Origin of the sequence: Xanthobacter sp. 91 (assembly GCF_000702385.1) — a bacterium.
GTDB lineage: Bacteria > Pseudomonadota > Alphaproteobacteria > Rhizobiales > Xanthobacteraceae > Xanthobacter > Xanthobacter aminoxidans.
Window position 1 is genome coordinate 1475400 of sequence record NZ_JNIB01000001.1, and the last position, 16620, is coordinate 1492019.

12 protein-coding genes are annotated in these 16620 nt (G+C 69.8%); 4 read left to right on the plus strand and 8 right to left on the minus strand.

Features of this window, described 5'->3' with window-relative positions; genetic code table 11:
- Nucleotides 1-10: 10 nt before the first annotated feature.
- Entirely contained in the window at nt 11-2665 is a 2655-nt protein-coding gene (locus A37E_RS0107085; protein ID WP_051678851.1) for a LodA/GoxA family CTQ-dependent oxidase, read from the minus strand.
- A gap of 76 nt (nt 2666-2741) precedes the next feature.
- Entirely contained in the window at nt 2742-3347 is a 606-nt protein-coding gene (locus A37E_RS0107090; protein WP_038192733.1) for a biliverdin-producing heme oxygenase, read from the minus strand.
- Between the two features lie 397 nt (nt 3348-3744).
- Between A37E_RS0107090 and A37E_RS0107095 the strand changes: the two genes are divergently transcribed.
- Entirely contained in the window at nt 3745-4338 is a 594-nt protein-coding gene (locus A37E_RS0107095) for a superoxide dismutase family protein (protein ID WP_029555963.1), read from the plus strand.
- Between the two features lie 301 nt (nt 4339-4639).
- Nucleotides 4640-5848 (plus strand): ABC transporter substrate-binding protein, encoded by a 1209-nt coding sequence (locus tag A37E_RS0107100; protein ID WP_029555964.1) that lies wholly within the window; start codon nt 4640-4642, stop codon nt 5846-5848.
- A gap of 25 nt (nt 5849-5873) precedes the next feature.
- Here the strand turns inward: A37E_RS0107100 and A37E_RS0107105 are convergent, their stop codons facing one another.
- From A37E_RS0107105 to A37E_RS0107125, 5 genes are all read right to left on the minus strand, one after another.
- Nucleotides 5874-6818, minus strand: coding sequence for a DMT family transporter (locus A37E_RS0107105; RefSeq protein ID WP_051678852.1), 945 nt, complete (start codon nt 6816-6818; stop codon nt 5874-5876).
- Nucleotides 6819-6954: 136 nt separating this feature from the next.
- On the minus strand, nt 6955-8550 hold the full coding sequence (locus A37E_RS0107110; RefSeq protein WP_051678853.1) for a PEP/pyruvate-binding domain-containing protein: 1596 nt from the start codon (nt 8548-8550) through the stop codon (nt 6955-6957).
- Nucleotides 8547-10490: a hypothetical protein gene (locus A37E_RS0107115; protein WP_029555967.1), complete on the minus strand. Its 1944-nt coding sequence runs from the start codon at nt 10488-10490 to the stop codon at nt 8547-8549. Before A37E_RS0107115 ends, A37E_RS0107110 begins: the two co-directional genes overlap by 4 nt.
- 138 nt (nt 10491-10628) lie before the next feature.
- Complete coding sequence (locus tag A37E_RS0107120) at nt 10629-11258, minus strand: glutathione S-transferase family protein (RefSeq protein WP_029555968.1); 630 nt, start codon at nt 11256-11258, stop codon at nt 10629-10631.
- A gap of 133 nt (nt 11259-11391) precedes the next feature.
- The gene (locus A37E_RS0107125) at nt 11392-12930 is read right to left on the minus strand and encodes an MFS transporter (RefSeq protein WP_029555969.1); all 1539 of its coding nucleotides are present in this window, start codon (nt 12928-12930) and stop codon (nt 11392-11394) included.
- Nucleotides 12931-13068: 138 nt separating this feature from the next.
- On the opposite strand from A37E_RS0107125, the gene A37E_RS0107130 reads away from it, so the two are divergent.
- Nucleotides 13069-13980 carry a LysR family transcriptional regulator gene (locus A37E_RS0107130; RefSeq protein WP_029555970.1) on the plus strand — a complete coding sequence of 304 codons (912 nt, stop codon included), beginning with the start codon at nt 13069-13071 and terminating at the stop codon, nt 13978-13980.
- Between the two features lie 39 nt (nt 13981-14019).
- Here the strand turns inward: A37E_RS0107130 and A37E_RS0107135 are convergent, their stop codons facing one another.
- Nucleotides 14020-14793, minus strand: a complete 774-nt coding sequence (locus A37E_RS0107135) for a ferredoxin--NADP reductase (protein WP_029555971.1) — start codon at nt 14791-14793, stop codon at nt 14020-14022.
- Nucleotides 14794-14985: 192 nt separating this feature from the next.
- Between A37E_RS0107135 and A37E_RS0107140 the strand changes: the two genes are divergently transcribed.
- Nucleotides 14986-16590, plus strand: coding sequence for a CoA-transferase (locus tag A37E_RS0107140; RefSeq protein WP_245279282.1), 1605 nt, complete (start codon nt 14986-14988; stop codon nt 16588-16590).
- Nucleotides 16591-16620 lie beyond the last annotated feature (30 nt).

Sequence of the window (16620 nt, forward strand, 5' to 3'; positions counted from 1 at the left end):
GGCAGAGGCGTCATCCGATGAAAACGAGGCCGCCCGGATTGGGCAGGCCGTCGGCGAAGTCGGAGACGATGCCCACCTCGCCCTTCAGCTCCACCTTCTTGATGAGCCGCCCGCGCGTCTGCGAGGTGAAGAGATCGCCCTTGAGATTGAACGCCAGCCCGAACGGCATGGTCAGCTCCGCCCCGCGCAGGATGAGCGGGATGGGCGCGCCGAGGGGGTCGAAGCGCTTTACGCCATTGTCCAGCTGGTCCGCCACATAGAGGCGGTAGGAGGTGTCGTAGGCCATCTGGCGGGGATTGCGGAAGCCGGTGAGCCAGTTGAGGTTGATGATCTCGCCGGTGGTCGCATTGATGCGCGCCACCGAGGTGCCGCCCCAGCTCACCAGCAATGCGCCATCCGGCGCGATGATGATGCCGATGGGCGAGACGAGCCCCGCCTCCGGCGGCACCAGCACGCGACTCTTCCCGTCCGGCGTGATGACGGAGACGAAGCCCTTCTCCACCCAGTTGGCCACATAGAGATTGCCCTGCCGGTCGCCGGCGATGCCCATGGGCTGGGAGAAGCCCTCCGCGAACAGGGAGACCTCGCCCTTGGGCGTCACCCGCCGCACGTAGCCGGCATTCATGCAGGAGACGTAGAGGTTGCCGTCGAGGTTGCGCGTCATGCCCTCCGGCCGCTCCAGCGGGGCGGAAAGGGCCATCACCGTCACACCACCCTCGGCATCCACGAGGCGCAGGCTGTTGTCGTCGGAATTGGCCACGACGAGCGGAAAGGTCGCCGCCTGCGGATAGAGCGTGTTGGCGCCGTAGCTCAGATCCGGCTCGCGGGCGAAGCCCACCAGCGTCTCCACCTTCATGCGCGCCGGGAAGGCGCCGTCGCGCGGGCCGGGACGGTCGGCGACGACACCGAGGCGGAACCAGTCCTGCGCCATGGCCGCGAGCACCGGCGGGCGGGTCGGCGCGCTGATGAAGCGCTCCCAGTCGCGGCGGCGGGCGAAGGCGGCGCGCCTCTCATCGATGGCGCGGGCGGTGTCCATCACCACGTTGTAGTCCGCCTCCGACAAGACCGTGTTCGGCACCCGCGCCGGCCAGAAGGCGGGCAGAACGGGGGAGATGGAGGATTGGTACCCCGAGCGGCAGCTCGCCCAGTCCGCCTGCCACGGCAGGCCCAGCCACTGGGTGACGCCGCCGGGGCCGAGGCGGGAGAGCGGACCGGATTTCGACAGCGCCTCCGGCGAGGTCATGTCCGGGCCGTAGTCGGTGAGGTCCACCGAGCGCGCGGTGGAGGCAAGGCGCATGTCCGCCGTCCAGATCCACGGCACGCGGGCGATCCACGGAAATTCCTGCCCCGGATGGAACGGCCCTCCCACGCACGCCTCCAGCGCCGCGCGGTCCAGCGCCGCCGGCTGGCCGCCGAGGGCGATCCCCTCCAACCGTCCCGCGCGGGCCGGGCGGCCGGGGGTGAAGCGGCCGGCCGCCCAATTGCGCAGATGGGCGTATTGCAGCGGCGTCAGCGTCATCCACTGGCGCGGCTCGATGACATCGGGCGGCAGCACCAGATGATCGCCATAGAGCTGCGGCTCCAGATCCGGCCGCACGTCGGGCGCGGCGGGGTCGCGGAACAAAGCGAGGATCTCCGCGCGGAAAGCCGCATTGGCCGGCGATGCATCCGCGAGGCGGGCGCGGATGGCGGGGCGGGCGAAATCCTTCGCCGATCCGTAGCCGAATTTGGCGAGGAAGCCCGCATTCACCCATTGCAGATCGGACAGGCGGGCGAAGATGGGCCAGACGTGCTCCTCGAACACCGTCGCCGGTGCCTTGCGCTTGCTGGCGGCGACCAGCGTCGCCTCCACCACGTCATGGAGCGTCACGAGGCTGGTCGCGATGGCCGGCGCGTAATTGGGGCCGACACTGATGAGCCAGGCGGGATCGGCGCGGAATTCCCGGCCGCTCAGGCGCACCACGGCATCCACCGGGCCGTCGCCGGTGTCGTCGGCCCAGCCGTCATTGTCGGCATAGCCGCTCATGGGCGGGGCATCGGGGGCGGGATGGCAGCGGCCGGAGGCGGGCATCACCACGAGGCGGCCGTCGGAATCGGTCATCACCTCGCCGAGATTGACCGACTGGCCCTGAAAGGCGCCGCCATCGAGCCGCTGGGGCTTGGCCCCCGGCCCGGTCACGGTGCGCGGCCCGGGCACGATGGCGAGGCTGGCGCGGTCCGCCACCTTGGCGTTGCGGCGGCCGGCGGCGGGCGCGCCGGGCAGGTCGAAGGGAATGTCGATGCCGTACCAGAGCGCCTTGGTATTGGCGACGGTGAGCGTCCAGGACACCTCCGCCTCGCGCGCCGTCACCTCGCCCAGCACGCGGCCCTGCGCATCATAGGCGAAGAGGCGGAAGCGCGCGGCCTGCTTGGCCATGGCGCCGGCCTCGTCCTTGAACGGGCCGACCGGGACCCCGCCCGGCACCTCGGGACCGAAATAGAAGGCGTCCTTGCTGTTGCCCACCCGCGCCACACCGATGGCGGGATGGATGGCGATGCGCGCCACCCGCTTCGGATCGATCCCGCCCGGTGCGGCCGACGCCTGCGTGGCGCCCGTCACTCCAGCCGAAAGCCCCGCCGAGAGCCCCGCAACGAATGCGCGACGCGACAGCACCCCGTCCCCCATGGCCCCCTCCCGCTTGCGAGCGGCGCGAGACTATGCGGGCCGGGGCTGCGGCGTCCAGAGCTTGGCGGTAGTCGGATCAGCCGAAAGCGGTGCCCACATAGAAGGCGACCCGCGTGAAGGCGGCTTCCGCGCCCCTGGCGGCGCGCGCCTCCTCCCCGGCCGAGAGCGGCACAGCATCCAGCGCAGCGACGAAGGTCTTCCAGTGGAGGCCCCGCCCCTCGGGCGCGGCGGCCAGATGCCGGGCGCCGAAGCGCTCGTCGAGGCCGAGGGCGGCGGCGGCCTTCAGCAGGAAGGCGGCGCCGAGGTTCGATCCCTCAGCCACATAGAGCCAGCCGAGTGCCTCCGGCAGCGGGGCATCCGGGCCGAGCGCGGGGGCCTCGCCCGGCGCGGGCACGGGAAGGCCGAGATCGGCGAGATCGGCGGCGATGTCGGCGAGCCGGCGGCGGCCGGGCAGATCGGGCAACAGCGCGCCGAGGGCCGGGCTGTCATAGAGCGCGGCGATGTCGCGATGGAACAGATACTGCACCGTGAGGAAGCGCCCATAGCGCTCCCGGCTCTCGAACGGCCGCCCGGCCATGATCGCCGCGTCCAGCCGCTCATGGGCGACATGGGTGAGGGCCTTCAGCGCCGAGGCACGGCTTTCGGCGCGGGCGGGGGAGCGGTCGAGTTCGGCGGTGGTCATGGCAGCCTCAATATTTGAACTATTCTCGATCAAAACAGATGATCTTGCGTGTCACAGGGGGTCATGACCTGTCTAGGTGGATATGCCGCATCCTGCAAGACGCTGCGGAAGCGTCTCCATCAAAGTGGGAAAGTCATCGCCGCACACGCGGTGCCACGAAATCGACAGACGCCGCATCATCACATCAACCGACGGCCGGTGCCAGCTTTGCCATTCGGTGACACCAGCTTCCGAAACGGGAGCTTTGCTGGAAAAATTCCAATTACCATTCGGAACGTTCGCGGCGGGGTGGCGATAGAAGCAGAGGGGCCGGCTGCGGCCCGGTCGAGTTCGCCGCAGCGTTGATGTAGGCTCGTCGCGGAGGCCGGCGCGCCGTCCGGCCCGAGGAGGAACGTCCATGCGTCCGTTCACCAAGTCTGCCCACTCCGTTCGGTCAACGCGCTCCCTTCCCCTTCTCGCCGCGCTCCTCACCGGCCCGCTGCTCATCGCGCCGGCCCTGGCTCAAGCCCCGGCGGCTGCGCCCGCGGCCGTGCCCGCCGCGAAGGTGGTGAAGGCGGACATCATCAACAACGAAGGCAAGACCATCGGCTCCGCCACCGCCACCGGCACGGAGCGCGCCACCATCGTGCGCCTCGCGCTCTCCGCCGGCGCGCTGCCGCCCGGCTGGCACGGCATCCACTTCCATCAGGTGGCGAACTGCACCGACACCGCCAAGTTCCTGGATTCCAAGGGCCACGTGAACCATCACGACAAGGCCCACGGCCTGCTCAATCCCAACGGCCCGGACCAGGGCGACCTGCCCAACATCTATGCCAACGCCGATGGCTCGGTGAACGCGGAGGTGTCCAGCACCACCGGCCTCACCGACAAGGATGGCCTCGGCCAGCCCGGCGGCTTCGCGCTGGTGATCCACGCCAGCCCCGACGACTTCATCACCCAGCCCATCGGCGGCGCCGGCGCCCGCATCGCCTGCGCCGCGTTCAAGCCCTGAGGGCTCTGAATGAGGTTCGTCGGACGGATCGACTGAGACCGCCGTCATGCCCGGGCTTGTCCCGGGCATCCACGCCGGGCCGATCGCAGAATGGCCGGAGGGGGTGCCCGGCCTCACCACGTGGATGGCCGGGACAAGCCCGGCCATGACGGCTCGTGAGAACCCCATCGGGCCCATATTAACATCATATAAATGTGCAACTAAAGAACACACCCCCCATTTTTAGATAATTGATTGAACCACTCGATTTTGTGGTGATACTCCGCGCCCGAATTGCCCCATCCCGCGCGGAGTCCATTTCATGCGCCTGTCCCTGCCTCTGGCCGCCCTCGCGGCGACCCTCCTCTCGCTCCCCGCCCTTGCGGCAGACCCCAAGCCCCTGCGCATCGGCGTGCTGAACGACCAGTCCGGCATCTATGCCGACATGGCCGGACCCGGCTCGGTCATCGCGGCGAAGATGGCGGTGGAGGATTTCGGCGGCAGCGTGCTGGGCCGGCCGGTGGAAATCATCGCCGGCGACCACCAGAACAAGCCGGACGTGGGCTCGGCCATCGTCACCCGCTGGATCGACGAGGACGGGGTGGACGTGATCGCCGACATCCCCACCTCCTCCGTGCTGCTGGCGGTGCAGGAGATCGGCCGCACCAAGAACAGACTGGTGCTTGCCTCCACCGGCGGCTCGTCCGACTTCACTGGCAAGGCCTGCGCGCCCACCGGCATCCACTGGACCTACGACACCTATGCGCTGGCCGCCGGCACCGGGGCCTCGCTGGCCAAGGACGGGCCGTGGTTCTTCATCACCGCCGACTATGCCTTCGGCACGGCGCTGGAGCGCGACACCGCGAAGGCGGTGGAACAGGGCGGCGGCAAGGTGGTGGGCAGAGTGAAGCACCCGCAGGGCACCGCCGACTTCTCCTCCTTCCTGCTGCAGGGCCAGGGCTCGGGCGCGAAGCTCATCGCCTTCGCCAATGCCGGCAGCGACACGGTGAACGCCATCAAGCAGGCCAACGAGTTCGGCATTCCCCAGTCGGGCATCAAGCTCGCCGGGCTCTATCTGCACATCACCGACATCCACGCCATCGGCCTTCAGACCGCGCAGGGGCTCATCCTCACCCAGGGCTTCTACTGGGACCTGAACGACGAGACCCGCGCCTGGTCCAGGCGCTTCTACGAGAAGCACAAGGCCATGCCGACCATGGGCCAGGCCGGCACCTATTCGGCCATCCTGCATTACCTGAAAGCGGTGAAGGCCGCCGGCACCACCGACACCGCCACCGTCGCGGCGCAGATGAAGGCGACGCCGGTGGACGACTTCTTCTCCCACGGCGGGCGCATCCGCGAGGACGGCCGCATGGTGCACGACCTCTATCTCTTGCAGGTGAAGACGCCGGCCGAGCAGAAGTATCCGTGGGACTATCTCAAGCTCATCCGCACCATTCCCGGCGACGAGGCGTTCCGCCCGCTGGCCGAGGGCGGCTGCCCGCTGGTGCGCCAGCAGGCGGCGAAGTAGACCGCGCGACGCGCTCCCCCGCCGCCTATCCGCGCCGGGGGAGCGGCCCCCCGCTCGCCAGATACACCCCGATGGTGGCGGCGAAGATGCCCAGCCAGTCCGTGCCGGACGGGTACTCGCCGAGGATGGGGATGGCCATGAGCGCGGCCATCACCGGCACGCAGGCGCCGAAGGCGGCGCCCGCCGAGGCCCCGAGCAGCGCCACCGAGCGGGCGAACAGGAACAGCGAGATCACGGTGGCGAAGACGCCCTGATAGACCGCCTGGAAGACGACATCGCGCAGCGGCGCATCGAACGCGGTGAAGCCGTGCAGCATGCCGTACAGCGGCAGATAGAGCAGCGCCGAGCCCACCGAGACCACCGCCACCGCATGGAGCGCGCCGAGCCCGCTCTTGCGCAGCGCCACCGCATAGCAGGCCCACATGAAGGCGCCGGCCATGCACAGGAGGTGGCCGATGCCCGAGCCCAGCCCGGTGGCCACCGCCCCCACCCCGGCGATGAGCGCCACGCTCGCCAGAATCAGCGCATAGCCCACCTTCCGCTGCACGCTGAACCGCTCGCGCAGGGCCACGGCCGAGATCAGCGCCACGAACAGGGGCATGACGCCGGGAATGAGCACCCCCGCCTCCCCCGCCGGCGTGGTGCGCAGGCCGAAGCCAGCCACCACCGCATAGGGCGCGCCGGCCCCCGCGATCATCACCAGAAGCTGCCACGGCTTTGCCTTGTCGAGCCCCAGACCGTGGCGCAGCAGCACCGGCAGCAGCACGAGGCCGGCGGTGGCGTAGCGCAGCATGGTCACGTCGTAGACGCCGAGGGACGAGGTGACGCCGAGCCGGGTGATGGACATCCACCCCGCCCAGATGGTGACGCTCGCCAGCCCGAACAGCGCCCCCGCCACATAGCGCGCTGTGGGGATGGTTGCGACCGCCTGCGTGCCCGTCGTCTGTGAAGAAGCCGTGTGCGTACTCATGCTCGCCGCGTGCCTGCCTGACCGGATTCGGGCCCAAGCTACCCCGCGCGATCCATTCAGCCTAATGAGAGTTTGAGCTGCAACCCATGAGGTCCCCTGATGAATGGTGGCCCGCTGATGGATCGGCGCCGAGACCTCACGCCGGGGACGGCGCAGCCACGCGCCAGCCGTTCACCGCCGCAAGCTCCGCCTCCGGCTCTTCCGACACCACCGCGCGCCGGCCCATGAAGACGCTGCCGGCCTCGCCGTCGAGGGAGAGCCAGTCCCCCTCCGCCAGCGTCTCGGCCCCGAGCCGGGCGCGGCGGGCGGCGGCATCGATGACGAGCGCAGCGCAGCCCACCACGCAGGCCCGGCCGAGCTGACGTGCCACCACGGCGGCATGGGCGGTGCGCCCGCCGACGCTGGTGAGGATGCCGGCGGCCAGCGCCAGCGCGGCGATGTCGTCGGTGGCCACATCCGGGCGCAGCAGGATCACGGGATCGCCCGTCCCGGCAAGGCGGCGGGCGCCCTCTTCGTCGAACGCCACCCGGCCGCTCACCGTGCCGGGCGAGGCGGCGACGCCGTGCGCCACCGGCTCCGCAGCGCCGGAAAAGCGGGTGGCGGCGACGGCGGAGAGGTCCACGCCCTCCAGCAGCGCCAGCCCCTCTGCCGGGGTAATGGCGCCTTCCGCCACCATGTCCACGGCGATCTTCAGCGCGGCGCGCGGCGTGCGCTTGGCGGCGCGGGTCTGGAGGAAATAGAGGCGACCTTCCTCGAAGGTGAATTCCACGTCCTGCACATCGCGATAATGCCGCTCCAGCGCCGCGACTCCCTCGGCCAGCGCTGTGGCGACATCGGGGAGCACCGCGCCGAGGCGGTCGAGCCCCACCGGCTGGCGGCGGCCGGAGACCACGTCCTCGCCCTGCGCGTCGAACAGGAGATCGGCATAGAGGCCCGGCGCCCCGCTCGCCGGATTGCGCGAGAAGGCGACGCCCGAGCCCGAGCGCACGCCGGCATTGCCGAACACCATGGCCTGCACCGTCACCGCCGTGCCGGCCAGATGCTCCAGATGGTTCAGTCGGCGATACTCCACCGCCTTAGGCGCCGCCCAGGAACGGAACACCGCCTCAACCGCCTCGGCGAGCTGGTCGCGGGGATCTTCGGGCACGCTCGCGCCGTAGCCGTCGCGGGCAAGGTCCAGATAGCGCGCGGCGAGGCGCTCCAGCGCCTCCGGGTCCAGCCCCTGCTCGCTCAACGCCTGCTCGGCGGCGATGAGATCGCGCTGCACCTGCTCGAACGGCGCGCGGGGCAGGCCGGCCACCACCTCGCACCAGCCCTCGATGAAGCGGCGATGGCAGTCGAAGGCGAGGCGCGGGTTGCCGTGAAGGCGCATGAGGCCGCGCGCGGTCTCGGCGGTCATGCCCACGTCCAGCACGGTCTCCAGCATCCCCGGCATGGACTTCTCCGCGCCGGAGCGCACCGAGACGAGGAGCGGGCGGCGGCGGTCGCCGAAGCGCCGGCCGGTGGCGGCTTCGAGGAAGGCGAGGCCATCCTCCAGCAGGCGCCGCACTTCACCCGCGCGGCGTTCGCCGCACAGGGAAGCGGAGAGCACGAAAGCCGGTGGCACATCGAGCCCCAGCGCATTCATGCGCCAGAGCTGGGCGGCCTTGGAGCCGAAATCATGGGCGGTGAGCGGCGCTTTGGTGCCGCCGGGGCCGATGAAGGCGATGGGGTGCGAGGTTTCGTGCTTCACGGGGCCATCTCCTCCAGCACCGAGGCGCGCAGCGCGAGGGCGGCGCGGGCCAGTTCGTCGGTGGCGCCCTCGATGGCGCGGGCGAGTTCCAGGGTCGCGACCAGCGCCCCGGCATCGGCGGGATCGCTTCCTCCCGGCGTCAGGGCCGCTTCCTGCACCCGGCGATGGGCGGCATCGGCCCGGCGCTCGCCCTCGGTCACGGCGTCGATGGCTTCCAGCGTGTCGGTCACGTCCTCCCGCCGGCCGGCCGAGCCCTCGCTGGCGGCGGCCACTGCCCGCACGAGGTCGGAGCAGCAGACCACCGCGCCGGCCGCGAGATCGCGCAAGGGCGGCACGGCGGTGCCGGGCTTCAGCCGCGCGGCGCTGGCGAGGAAGGCGGCCTCCTCGAACGCATCCACCGCCTGCTCGGCGGCATCCGCCACGGGCAGGAAGCGCCCGCCCTGCCCGAACGGGCCGCTCGCCCGCTCGCGGGCGCCGACGATCTGCCGGTCGGCCTTCTCCTCCAGGCGCTTGGCGCGGCTGCGGAGCGCATCGCGGGCCACATCGGAGAGATCGGCCGGGCCATCGAGCACGCCGGCCACCTCGCTGGCGAGCATGCGGGCGATGCCGAGCTGGCGCAGCACCACGGCCAGCATCTCCTCCTCCACCGAGCCGAAGCTGCGCGCCAGCTCCGCCCGCACCTCGTCGCGGATGAGCCGTGCCGAGCGGCCGGCGGCCAATCCCTCGCTGGCGAGGCGCAGCACCTCGGCGAGGAAGCGCGCCGCGCCCTCGCGCCCCAGCACCCGGTCGAGCCGCGCCCCATAGGGCACCCGCCCCTCGGCGCTGCGGCGCACGGCATCGAACACCAGTTCCGGCCCGCCCATTTCCAGAAACCCGCGATGGCCGATGGCACCGCGCGCCGCCGTGCGCAGCAGGGCGATGGCGGTGGGCTTGTCCACGAAGGTCTGCAACGCCTTGCGCGCCTTGTTCCAGTCGATGAGGAAGACGATGTTGCGGCCCACGGCGGCGAGGAAGCCGTCCAGCGCGTCCGCATCGGTCGCGACGAAGCGGCCGGTGACGAGGTGGAAGGCCGCCCCGCCCGCGATGCCCGCCGCCGTGCGCTCGGCGAGCGGCGTCCAGTCCGCGCCGGCATCCGAGAACAGCGAGATGAAGAACTTGGCGCGGGAGCGGTGCACGTCCGTGTAGGTGACGGTGGCCGCGAGCCCCTCCACGGCGAGGATGATGACATGGGCATCGGTGGTGCCGATGTCGTTCTGGATCACGAGGCGCGCGCCGCTGCGGCTCGCCGTGGTGTCGAGGCCGGGATGGCCGAAGACGAGCCCCCGCGTCTCGCCGAGCCCCGCCATGAAGGCGGCGATGCGCGGCTTGTCCTCTTCCGCGATGCCCAGCGTCCGCGCGCCGGCCACCGTCTCGGCCGAGAGGGCGGCGGAAAGGCGGTTCAGCGCCTTGTGCAAATCCATGACGAGGAGATGCGCGCTGTCCGCCCCGCCGCGTCGGGCGCTGGTCAGGCGCACCAGATCGGCCTCGGAGAGGATGTCGTCCGCCCCTCCGGCGAACGCCGTGCGCAGGGCCGCGAGACGCGCGGCGAAGGTTTCCGCACCCGCGTCGCCGGACGCCTCCAGCGGATCGGCCATGGCGGCGATGTCGTCGAGGATCGCCTGCGTCAGCCGGCCGGCGCCGCTGACCTGATAGCCGCCGCCGTCGATGAACCGAGCGCTGGCGACCACCGCATCGAGCCCGTCCCCCATGAGGCCGGCGGCGCGGGCCTCGGCGTCCAGCGGGCGAAGAGGCGTTGCGGGCGCACGGGCGCGGGCGGCGGCGTCCTGCAAGGCGGTCATACGCAGCTTGGCGCGGTCGTTGGCGGCGAGCGCGCGTTCCAGCCGCGCCGGGAGCAGCAACCCGCCCTCGCCGAGCGCCTCGACGATCAGGGTCTTCTCCATGCTTCCGCCTCCTCGCAACGCACAGCCCGCCGGTGCGCCGGCCACGAGGGCCAGCGCCGGGTGTCGAAAGGCTGTGTGGGACTTTCGGCGGGGGTCAGATACGACGGTTGTCTGACAGTGGGACGACGATGGCCCGGCTCAGGTCCGGTAGCCCTCCTCGGCCAGCACCTGCCGCACCGCGGGGCGGGCGCGCAGGCGCTGGTAGTGGGCCTTCACCTTGGGCGGCAGGGGGATGCCGATGCGGTCGGCCCAGAACTCGTTGTAGAACAGCGCCGCATCGGCGATGGAGAAGCGATCCCCCACGGCGAAGCCCTCGGCCGGCAGGCGCCGCTCCACCACATCGAACCCCTGTGTCACGATCTCCCGGCCGTGGGATGTCACGTCGTCTTTCAGACGTCCGCTGTCTTCCGGCGCGACATAGCGCTCGGCCACGAACACGCGGGTGAAGCCCTCGCCGTGCAGCTGGCCGATGGCGAAATTCATCAGCTCTTCGGCCTGAGCGGCCAGCGCCGGGTCCTCCGGCAGCAGCTTGCCGCGCGGATAGGTGCGGGCGAGCCAGAGGGCAATGGACCTGAAGTCGCACAAGGGTTCGCCACCATCCGGCACCAGGGTCGGGATGGTGCCGCGCGGGTTGATCTTGAGATAGTCGGGACGCAAATGGTCGCCGGCGGGGATGTTGATGATCCACGCCTCGAACGGCAGTTCCAGCGTCTCGAGCAGGATGTGGATGCCCGTGGAGCAGGACCCGGGCGTCATGTAGAATTTCATGGCCATGGCGGAGGCCAAGCAAGAAGCGTGACAGGGCGGGAGCGTCGTTTTCGCCCGTTTTGTTTTGCTGCCCCCTTTCGAGGCCGTCATCGCCCGCGGTGGGAGGGGCGCGCCGGAGCGCAGATCCCGCCCCCTACTTCTCCACGAAAGCCTCCTCGCCCGCTTCGCCCGTCTCCGGCGCCGGCTGGCGGAGCAGCGCGAGAATGACGAGCGCAGAAACCGCCGTGACAGCGATGAGCACGAGGCTCAGATGCTGAAAGGCGACGGCATAGCTCTCGCGGAGCTGCGACGCCGTCAGACCCGGCAGAAGCTCGGATGCGCCGCGAACATCGCCCATCGCCAGCCGCTGCGCGGCCGCGCCTGCGCTCCCATCGCCCGCCGAGACCAAGGCGGCCAGCCGGGCTTTGACGAGACCCGCCAGAATGGCGTTGACGATGGCCAATGCGATGCCCTCTCCCGCCACCCGTGTGGTGCTGAAGATGCCGGTCGCCATGCCGGCGCGCTCCCGGGGGACCACGCTGACGGAAAGCCCATCCATAAGCCCCCAGGGGAAGCCGGTTCCAATGCCGATGAGCAGCATGGGGAGCATTACGGCCATGCCCTTGGCGGCGGGATCGATGCGGCCGAGCCAGAACAGTCCGAGCGCGGCCAGAAGCAGACCCGCACCGGACAGGACACCCGCCGACACCCATCGCACGAGATGGGAGGCCACCAGCGGCACGATCAGCATCGGCGCGGAGAGAGCGATGAGCAGCAGGCCCGCATCGAACGCGGAAAGTCCGCCGACGCCGATGAAGCGCAGGGGCAGCAGCACCAGAAGGACCACGTAGCAATAACAGGTGGCGATGGGCAGAACCTGCACGCCGACAAAGCGGGGATATCGAAAGAGGGAGAGATCCAGCATCGGCCGCGCCGCTCTCGTCTCCACACGAATGAACGCCGCGAGCAGCGCGGCCGCCCCGAGCAGCTCGGACAGGACGATCGGGTGGCCCCAGCCGATCTCCGGCGCTTCGATGACACCATAGGTGAACAGCGTCAGTGTTGCCGTGAAGGTCACGGCCCCCGGCCAGTCGAGGCCAACGGCGTCGGGGTCCCGGCTTTCCCGCATCGTCCGGGCTGTCAGAAGCACGGAGAGCGCGCCGATCAGCGTCCCCGAGAGGAAGATGGCCCGCCAGCCGGACATCCCGATGAGAAAGCCCGCCAGAAGCGGTCCGAAGGCCAGCCCGACACCGAATGTCGTGCCGAGAAAGCTGAACGCCCGCGTCCGCGCGTGCCCCTCGAACTCCTGCGCCAGCGCCGCCGTTCCGCCGGCGAGCGCGGCTGCCGCGGCAAAGCCCTGTCCGCCGCGAAGCAGGTCGAGGATGAGGATGGACGGCGCCAGGCTCAAGCCGAGGGAGAGCACCGCGAAGACGACGATGCCCATCATGAACAGGCGCCGCCGGCCGAACTGGTCGGCGAGGGCGCCCGCCGCCATGAGGGAACTGCCGAACGTCAGCATGAAGGCGTTGGTGATCCAGTTGAGCGCCGTGGGGCTCCCGCCGAGATCGCCGCCGATCGCCGGGGTGGCCACCGCCCCGCCGGAAAAGCTGAGGGGGAGAACGAGGGCAGCAAGGCAGACCGCCATCAGGATCGATGTCTTGCCCGTGGCGGGGGCAGCGAACGTGGCGGGCATGCGGGGCTTTCCGTCTCTGCTTGGACGCGGGCGATGCGGACGCATCAAGCCGCCGGGCCGGAACTATCGCGGAGTGAAAGCGCGATAAATGGCTCAGATGTCCGTTGATTACGGAGTGAAATTCCCCAATATGCCGTCATGGAGAGTTTGAGCGGCATCGCGGCGTTCGTGCAGGCGGCGGAGCATCAGAGCTTCGTGGCGGCGGCCCGTGCGCTCGGCATATCCCCTTCCGCCGTCGGCAAGAGCATCGCCAAGCTGGAAGACAGCGTTGGCGCGCGGCTGTTCCATCGCACCACACGGCGCATTTCGCTCACCGAGGAAGGCGCGGCCTTCCACGAGCGCTGCCGGCGCATTCTGGATGACCTGCGCGACGCCGAGGCGATGCTGTCGGCTGCGACGCGCGCACCCCGCGGCCGGCTCCGCGTGGGCGTGCCGACGATCGGCTACCGCTTCCTCCTGCCGGTCATCCCGGAATTCCGGCGGCGCTATCCCGACATCGAGCTGGACATCGACTTCAATGATCGTCTCGTCGATGTGGTGGAAGAGGGACTGGATGCGGTGATCCGCAGCGGTCCGCTGACCGATTCCAGCCTGATGTCGCGCCGCCTCGGCCCGTTCCGCTTCGTGCTGTGCGCGTCGCCCGGCTATCTCGAGCGCAACGGCATCCCGCACGCTCCCCCCGATCTGGAAAGGCACGATTGCCTTCGCTTCCGCTTCCCGACCTCGGGCAAGCTGCAGACATGGCCCCTCAGGGACGCGGATGGGGTCGATCCCTTCCGTCGCCCCTCGCCCCTGACCTGCAACAACATGGAGGCCCTGCGCGGGGCGGCAATTGCGGGTCTGGGGATCGCCTATATGCCGGAATTTCTGGCGCGGGATGCGGTGGCGGACGGCCTGCTTCGAACCGTTCTCGGCGAGCATCTCGCCGATCCCGGGCAATTCAGCATTCTGTGGCCGTCCAACCGTCTGGTGTCGCCGCGCCTGCGCGTCTTCATCGATTACATGGTGGAGCGCCTGTTCAGGGACGTGGAACCGCAGACGCCGCGATAGGCCCGCGCGCGCTTCGGCTCCATCCCCCCGGGGCGCCGCCTACTTCTCCACGAACGCCTTCTCGATCACATAATGCCCCGGCTCGGACATGCTGCCCTCGGCGAAGCCCTGCCCATCGAGCAAGCCGCGGATGTCGGCGATCATGGCGGGGCTGCCGCACAGCATCACCCGGTCGTGCTCTTTATCGAGGGGCGGCAGGCCGATGTCGGTGAAGAATTTGCCTGATGTCATCAGGTCGGTGAGCCGGCCCTGGTTGCGGAAGGGCTCGCGGGTCACGGTGGGATAATAGATGAGCCGCGCCCGCACCTCCTCGCCGAGGAAGGGATCGTTGGGCAGCTCCTTCGTCAGGTAGTCGGAATAGGCCAGTTCCGCCACCGTACGGCAGCCGTGGGCCAGCACCACCTTGTCGAAGCGCGCATAGGTGTCGGGATCGCGGATGATGCTGAGGAAGGGCGCGAGCCCCGTGCCGGTGCCGAGCAGGTAGAGGGTGCGGCCGGGCAGGAGATTGTCGTGGATGAGGGTGCCCGTGGGCTTCTTCCCGACGAGAATGCGGTCGCCCACCTTCAGGTGCTGGAGGCGCGAGGTGAGTGGGCCGTTCTGGACCTTGATGGAGAAGAATTCCAGCTCCTCGTCATAGTTGGGCGAGACGATGGAATAGGCGCGCACCAGCGGCCGGCCATCCACCTCCAGCCCGATCATGGTGAACTGGCCATTGATGAAGCGCAGCGCCGGGCTGCGGGTGGTGCGGAAGCTGAACAGGGTGTCGGTCCAGTGATGGACGCTGAGCACGTCCTGCGTCTCGAAATTGCTCATGGTCGATCCGGTGGCGTTGGGCCGCGCGTCCGCCCTGGAGGCGCGCACAAGGGCGCGCCCGCGCGGCACGGGGCGAATTGACGATGGACGGATCGAGACATATAACTAACTAGTGAGTTAAGCAAGACGGAGCCCCGCGCCTGAAGGCCCGGCGGCCCCGCGGCATGGGCGGAATGGCAGGGGAGGATCGGCATGGCGATGCGCGTTCTGAGCGCGGAGGAAGCCGCGCGGCTGGTGGAGAGTGGCGACACCATCCTCATCGGCGGCTCGGGCGGCGGCCATGCGGTGCCGGACACCCTCATCGCCGCCGTGGCCGACCGCTTCCTCAAAGAGGGCGCGCCGCGCGGCCTCACCACCGTGCATCCCGTGGGCCTCGGCGACCGCAAGACCCGCGGCGTCGGCCACCTCGCCCATGACGGCCTCTTGAAGCGCGTCGTCTGCGGCACGCTGGTGGATTCCCCGCCGGTGGAGAAGATGGCGCTGGAGGACCGCGTCGAGGCCTACACCCTGCCCCAGGGCGCGCTCTCCCAGCTCACCCGCGAGATGGCCTCCGGCCGCCCGGGCCTCGTGACCCATGTGGGCCTCAACACCTTCATCGACCCGCGCCTCGGCGGCGGCCGGCAGAGCCCGTCCGCGACGGAAGACCTGGTGGAGGTGGTTCAGCTCGCCGGCCGGGAATGGCTCTTCTACAAGCCCTTCGTGCCCAACATCGCCTTCCTGCGCGGCACCACGGCGGACGAGGACGGCAACATCTCCATGGAACAGGAGGCCATCTTCGGCGAGATGATCTCCATGGCGCAGGCGACCAAGCGCGCCGGCGGCACCGTGATCGTACAGGTGAAGCGCCTCGCCCGGCGCGGCACGCTGAACCCGAAGATGGTGAAGATCCCTGGCATTCTCGTGGACGTGGTGGTGGTCGATCCCGCCCAGATGCAGACCTATGTCTCGGACTACAACCCCGCCTATGCCGGCGAGCTGAAAATCCCCCTCTCCGCCATCGCGCCCTTGCCGTTCGATCCGCGCAAGGTCATCGCCCGGCGCGCGGCGCTGGAGCTTTATGCGGGGGCGGTGTGCAACCTCGGCTCCGGCATCTCCACCGGCATCGCCACCGTGGCGGCGGAGGAAGGCTGCCTCGATGCCATCACGCTGACCAACGAACAGGGCCTCATCGGCGGCGCACCGGCCAGCGGCAACGAGGTGGGTGCCAGCCGCAACTTCCACGCCATGATCGACCAGCCCTACCAGTTCGATTTCTACGACGGCGGCGGGCTGGACATTGCCTTCCTCTCCTTCGCCGAGGTGGACGCGCACGGCTCTGTGAACGTCTCGCGCTTCTCCGACCGCATCATCGGGCCCGGCGGCTTCATCAACATCTCGCAGAACGCCAAGAAGGTGGTCTTCTCCGGCACCTTCACCTCCGGCGGGCTCGATATGGCGTGGCCGGAGGGCCGCACCGTGATCCGCAAGGAGGGGCGCGACCGCAAGTTCGTGGAGCGCCTCCAGCAGCTCACCTACAGCGGCGCCTACGCGGCCGGGATCGGGCAGGAGGCGCTTTATGTCACCGAGCGCGCCGTGTTCCGGCGTGGCGCCTCCGGCCGGCTGGAGCTGATCGAGATCGCCCCCGGCATCGACATGGAGCGCGACGTGCTCGCGCACATGGATTTCCGCCCTGACATCGCCGGGGATTTGCGACCCATGGATGCCGCGCTGTTCCTTCCGCAATCGATCGGACTTGAACAGCGGCTCGCCGTGTCGCAACGTTCGCCGCGCGGGCCCGGCGCAAGACTCAGCGCTTGAGCGGGCCCGTTCCTGTCACGCCGCCTGTTC

Bases quoted from the DNA above. Each gene is read 5' to 3' on its own strand.
- A37E_RS0107100 (WP_029555964.1), top strand. From the start codon at position 4,640: ATGCGCCTGTCCCTGCCTCTGGCCGCCCTCGCGGCGACCCTCCTCTCG.
- A37E_RS0107130 (WP_029555970.1), top strand. From the start codon at position 13,069: ATGGAGAGTTTGAGCGGCATCGCGGCGTTCGTGCAGGCGGCGGAGCAT.
- A37E_RS0107105 (WP_051678852.1), bottom strand. From the start codon at position 6,818: ATGAGTACGCACACGGCTTCTTCACAGACGACGGGCACGCAGGCGGTC.
- A37E_RS0107140 (WP_245279282.1), top strand. From the start codon at position 14,986: ATGGCGATGCGCGTTCTGAGCGCGGAGGAAGCCGCGCGGCTGGTGGAG.
- A37E_RS0107115 (WP_029555967.1), bottom strand. From the start codon at position 10,490: ATGGAGAAGACCCTGATCGTCGAGGCGCTCGGCGAGGGCGGGTTGCTG.
- A37E_RS0107125 (WP_029555969.1), bottom strand. From the start codon at position 12,930: ATGCCCGCCACGTTCGCTGCCCCCGCCACGGGCAAGACATCGATCCTG.
- A37E_RS0107090 (WP_038192733.1), bottom strand. From the start codon at position 3,347: ATGACCACCGCCGAACTCGACCGCTCCCCCGCCCGCGCCGAAAGCCGT.
- A37E_RS0107095 (WP_029555963.1), top strand. From the start codon at position 3,745: ATGCGTCCGTTCACCAAGTCTGCCCACTCCGTTCGGTCAACGCGCTCC.
- A37E_RS0107120 (WP_029555968.1), bottom strand. From the start codon at position 11,258: ATGAAATTCTACATGACGCCCGGGTCCTGCTCCACGGGCATCCACATC.
- A37E_RS0107135 (WP_029555971.1), bottom strand. From the start codon at position 14,793: ATGAGCAATTTCGAGACGCAGGACGTGCTCAGCGTCCATCACTGGACC.
- A37E_RS0107085 (WP_051678851.1), bottom strand. From the start codon at position 2,665: ATGGGGGACGGGGTGCTGTCGCGTCGCGCATTCGTTGCGGGGCTCTCG.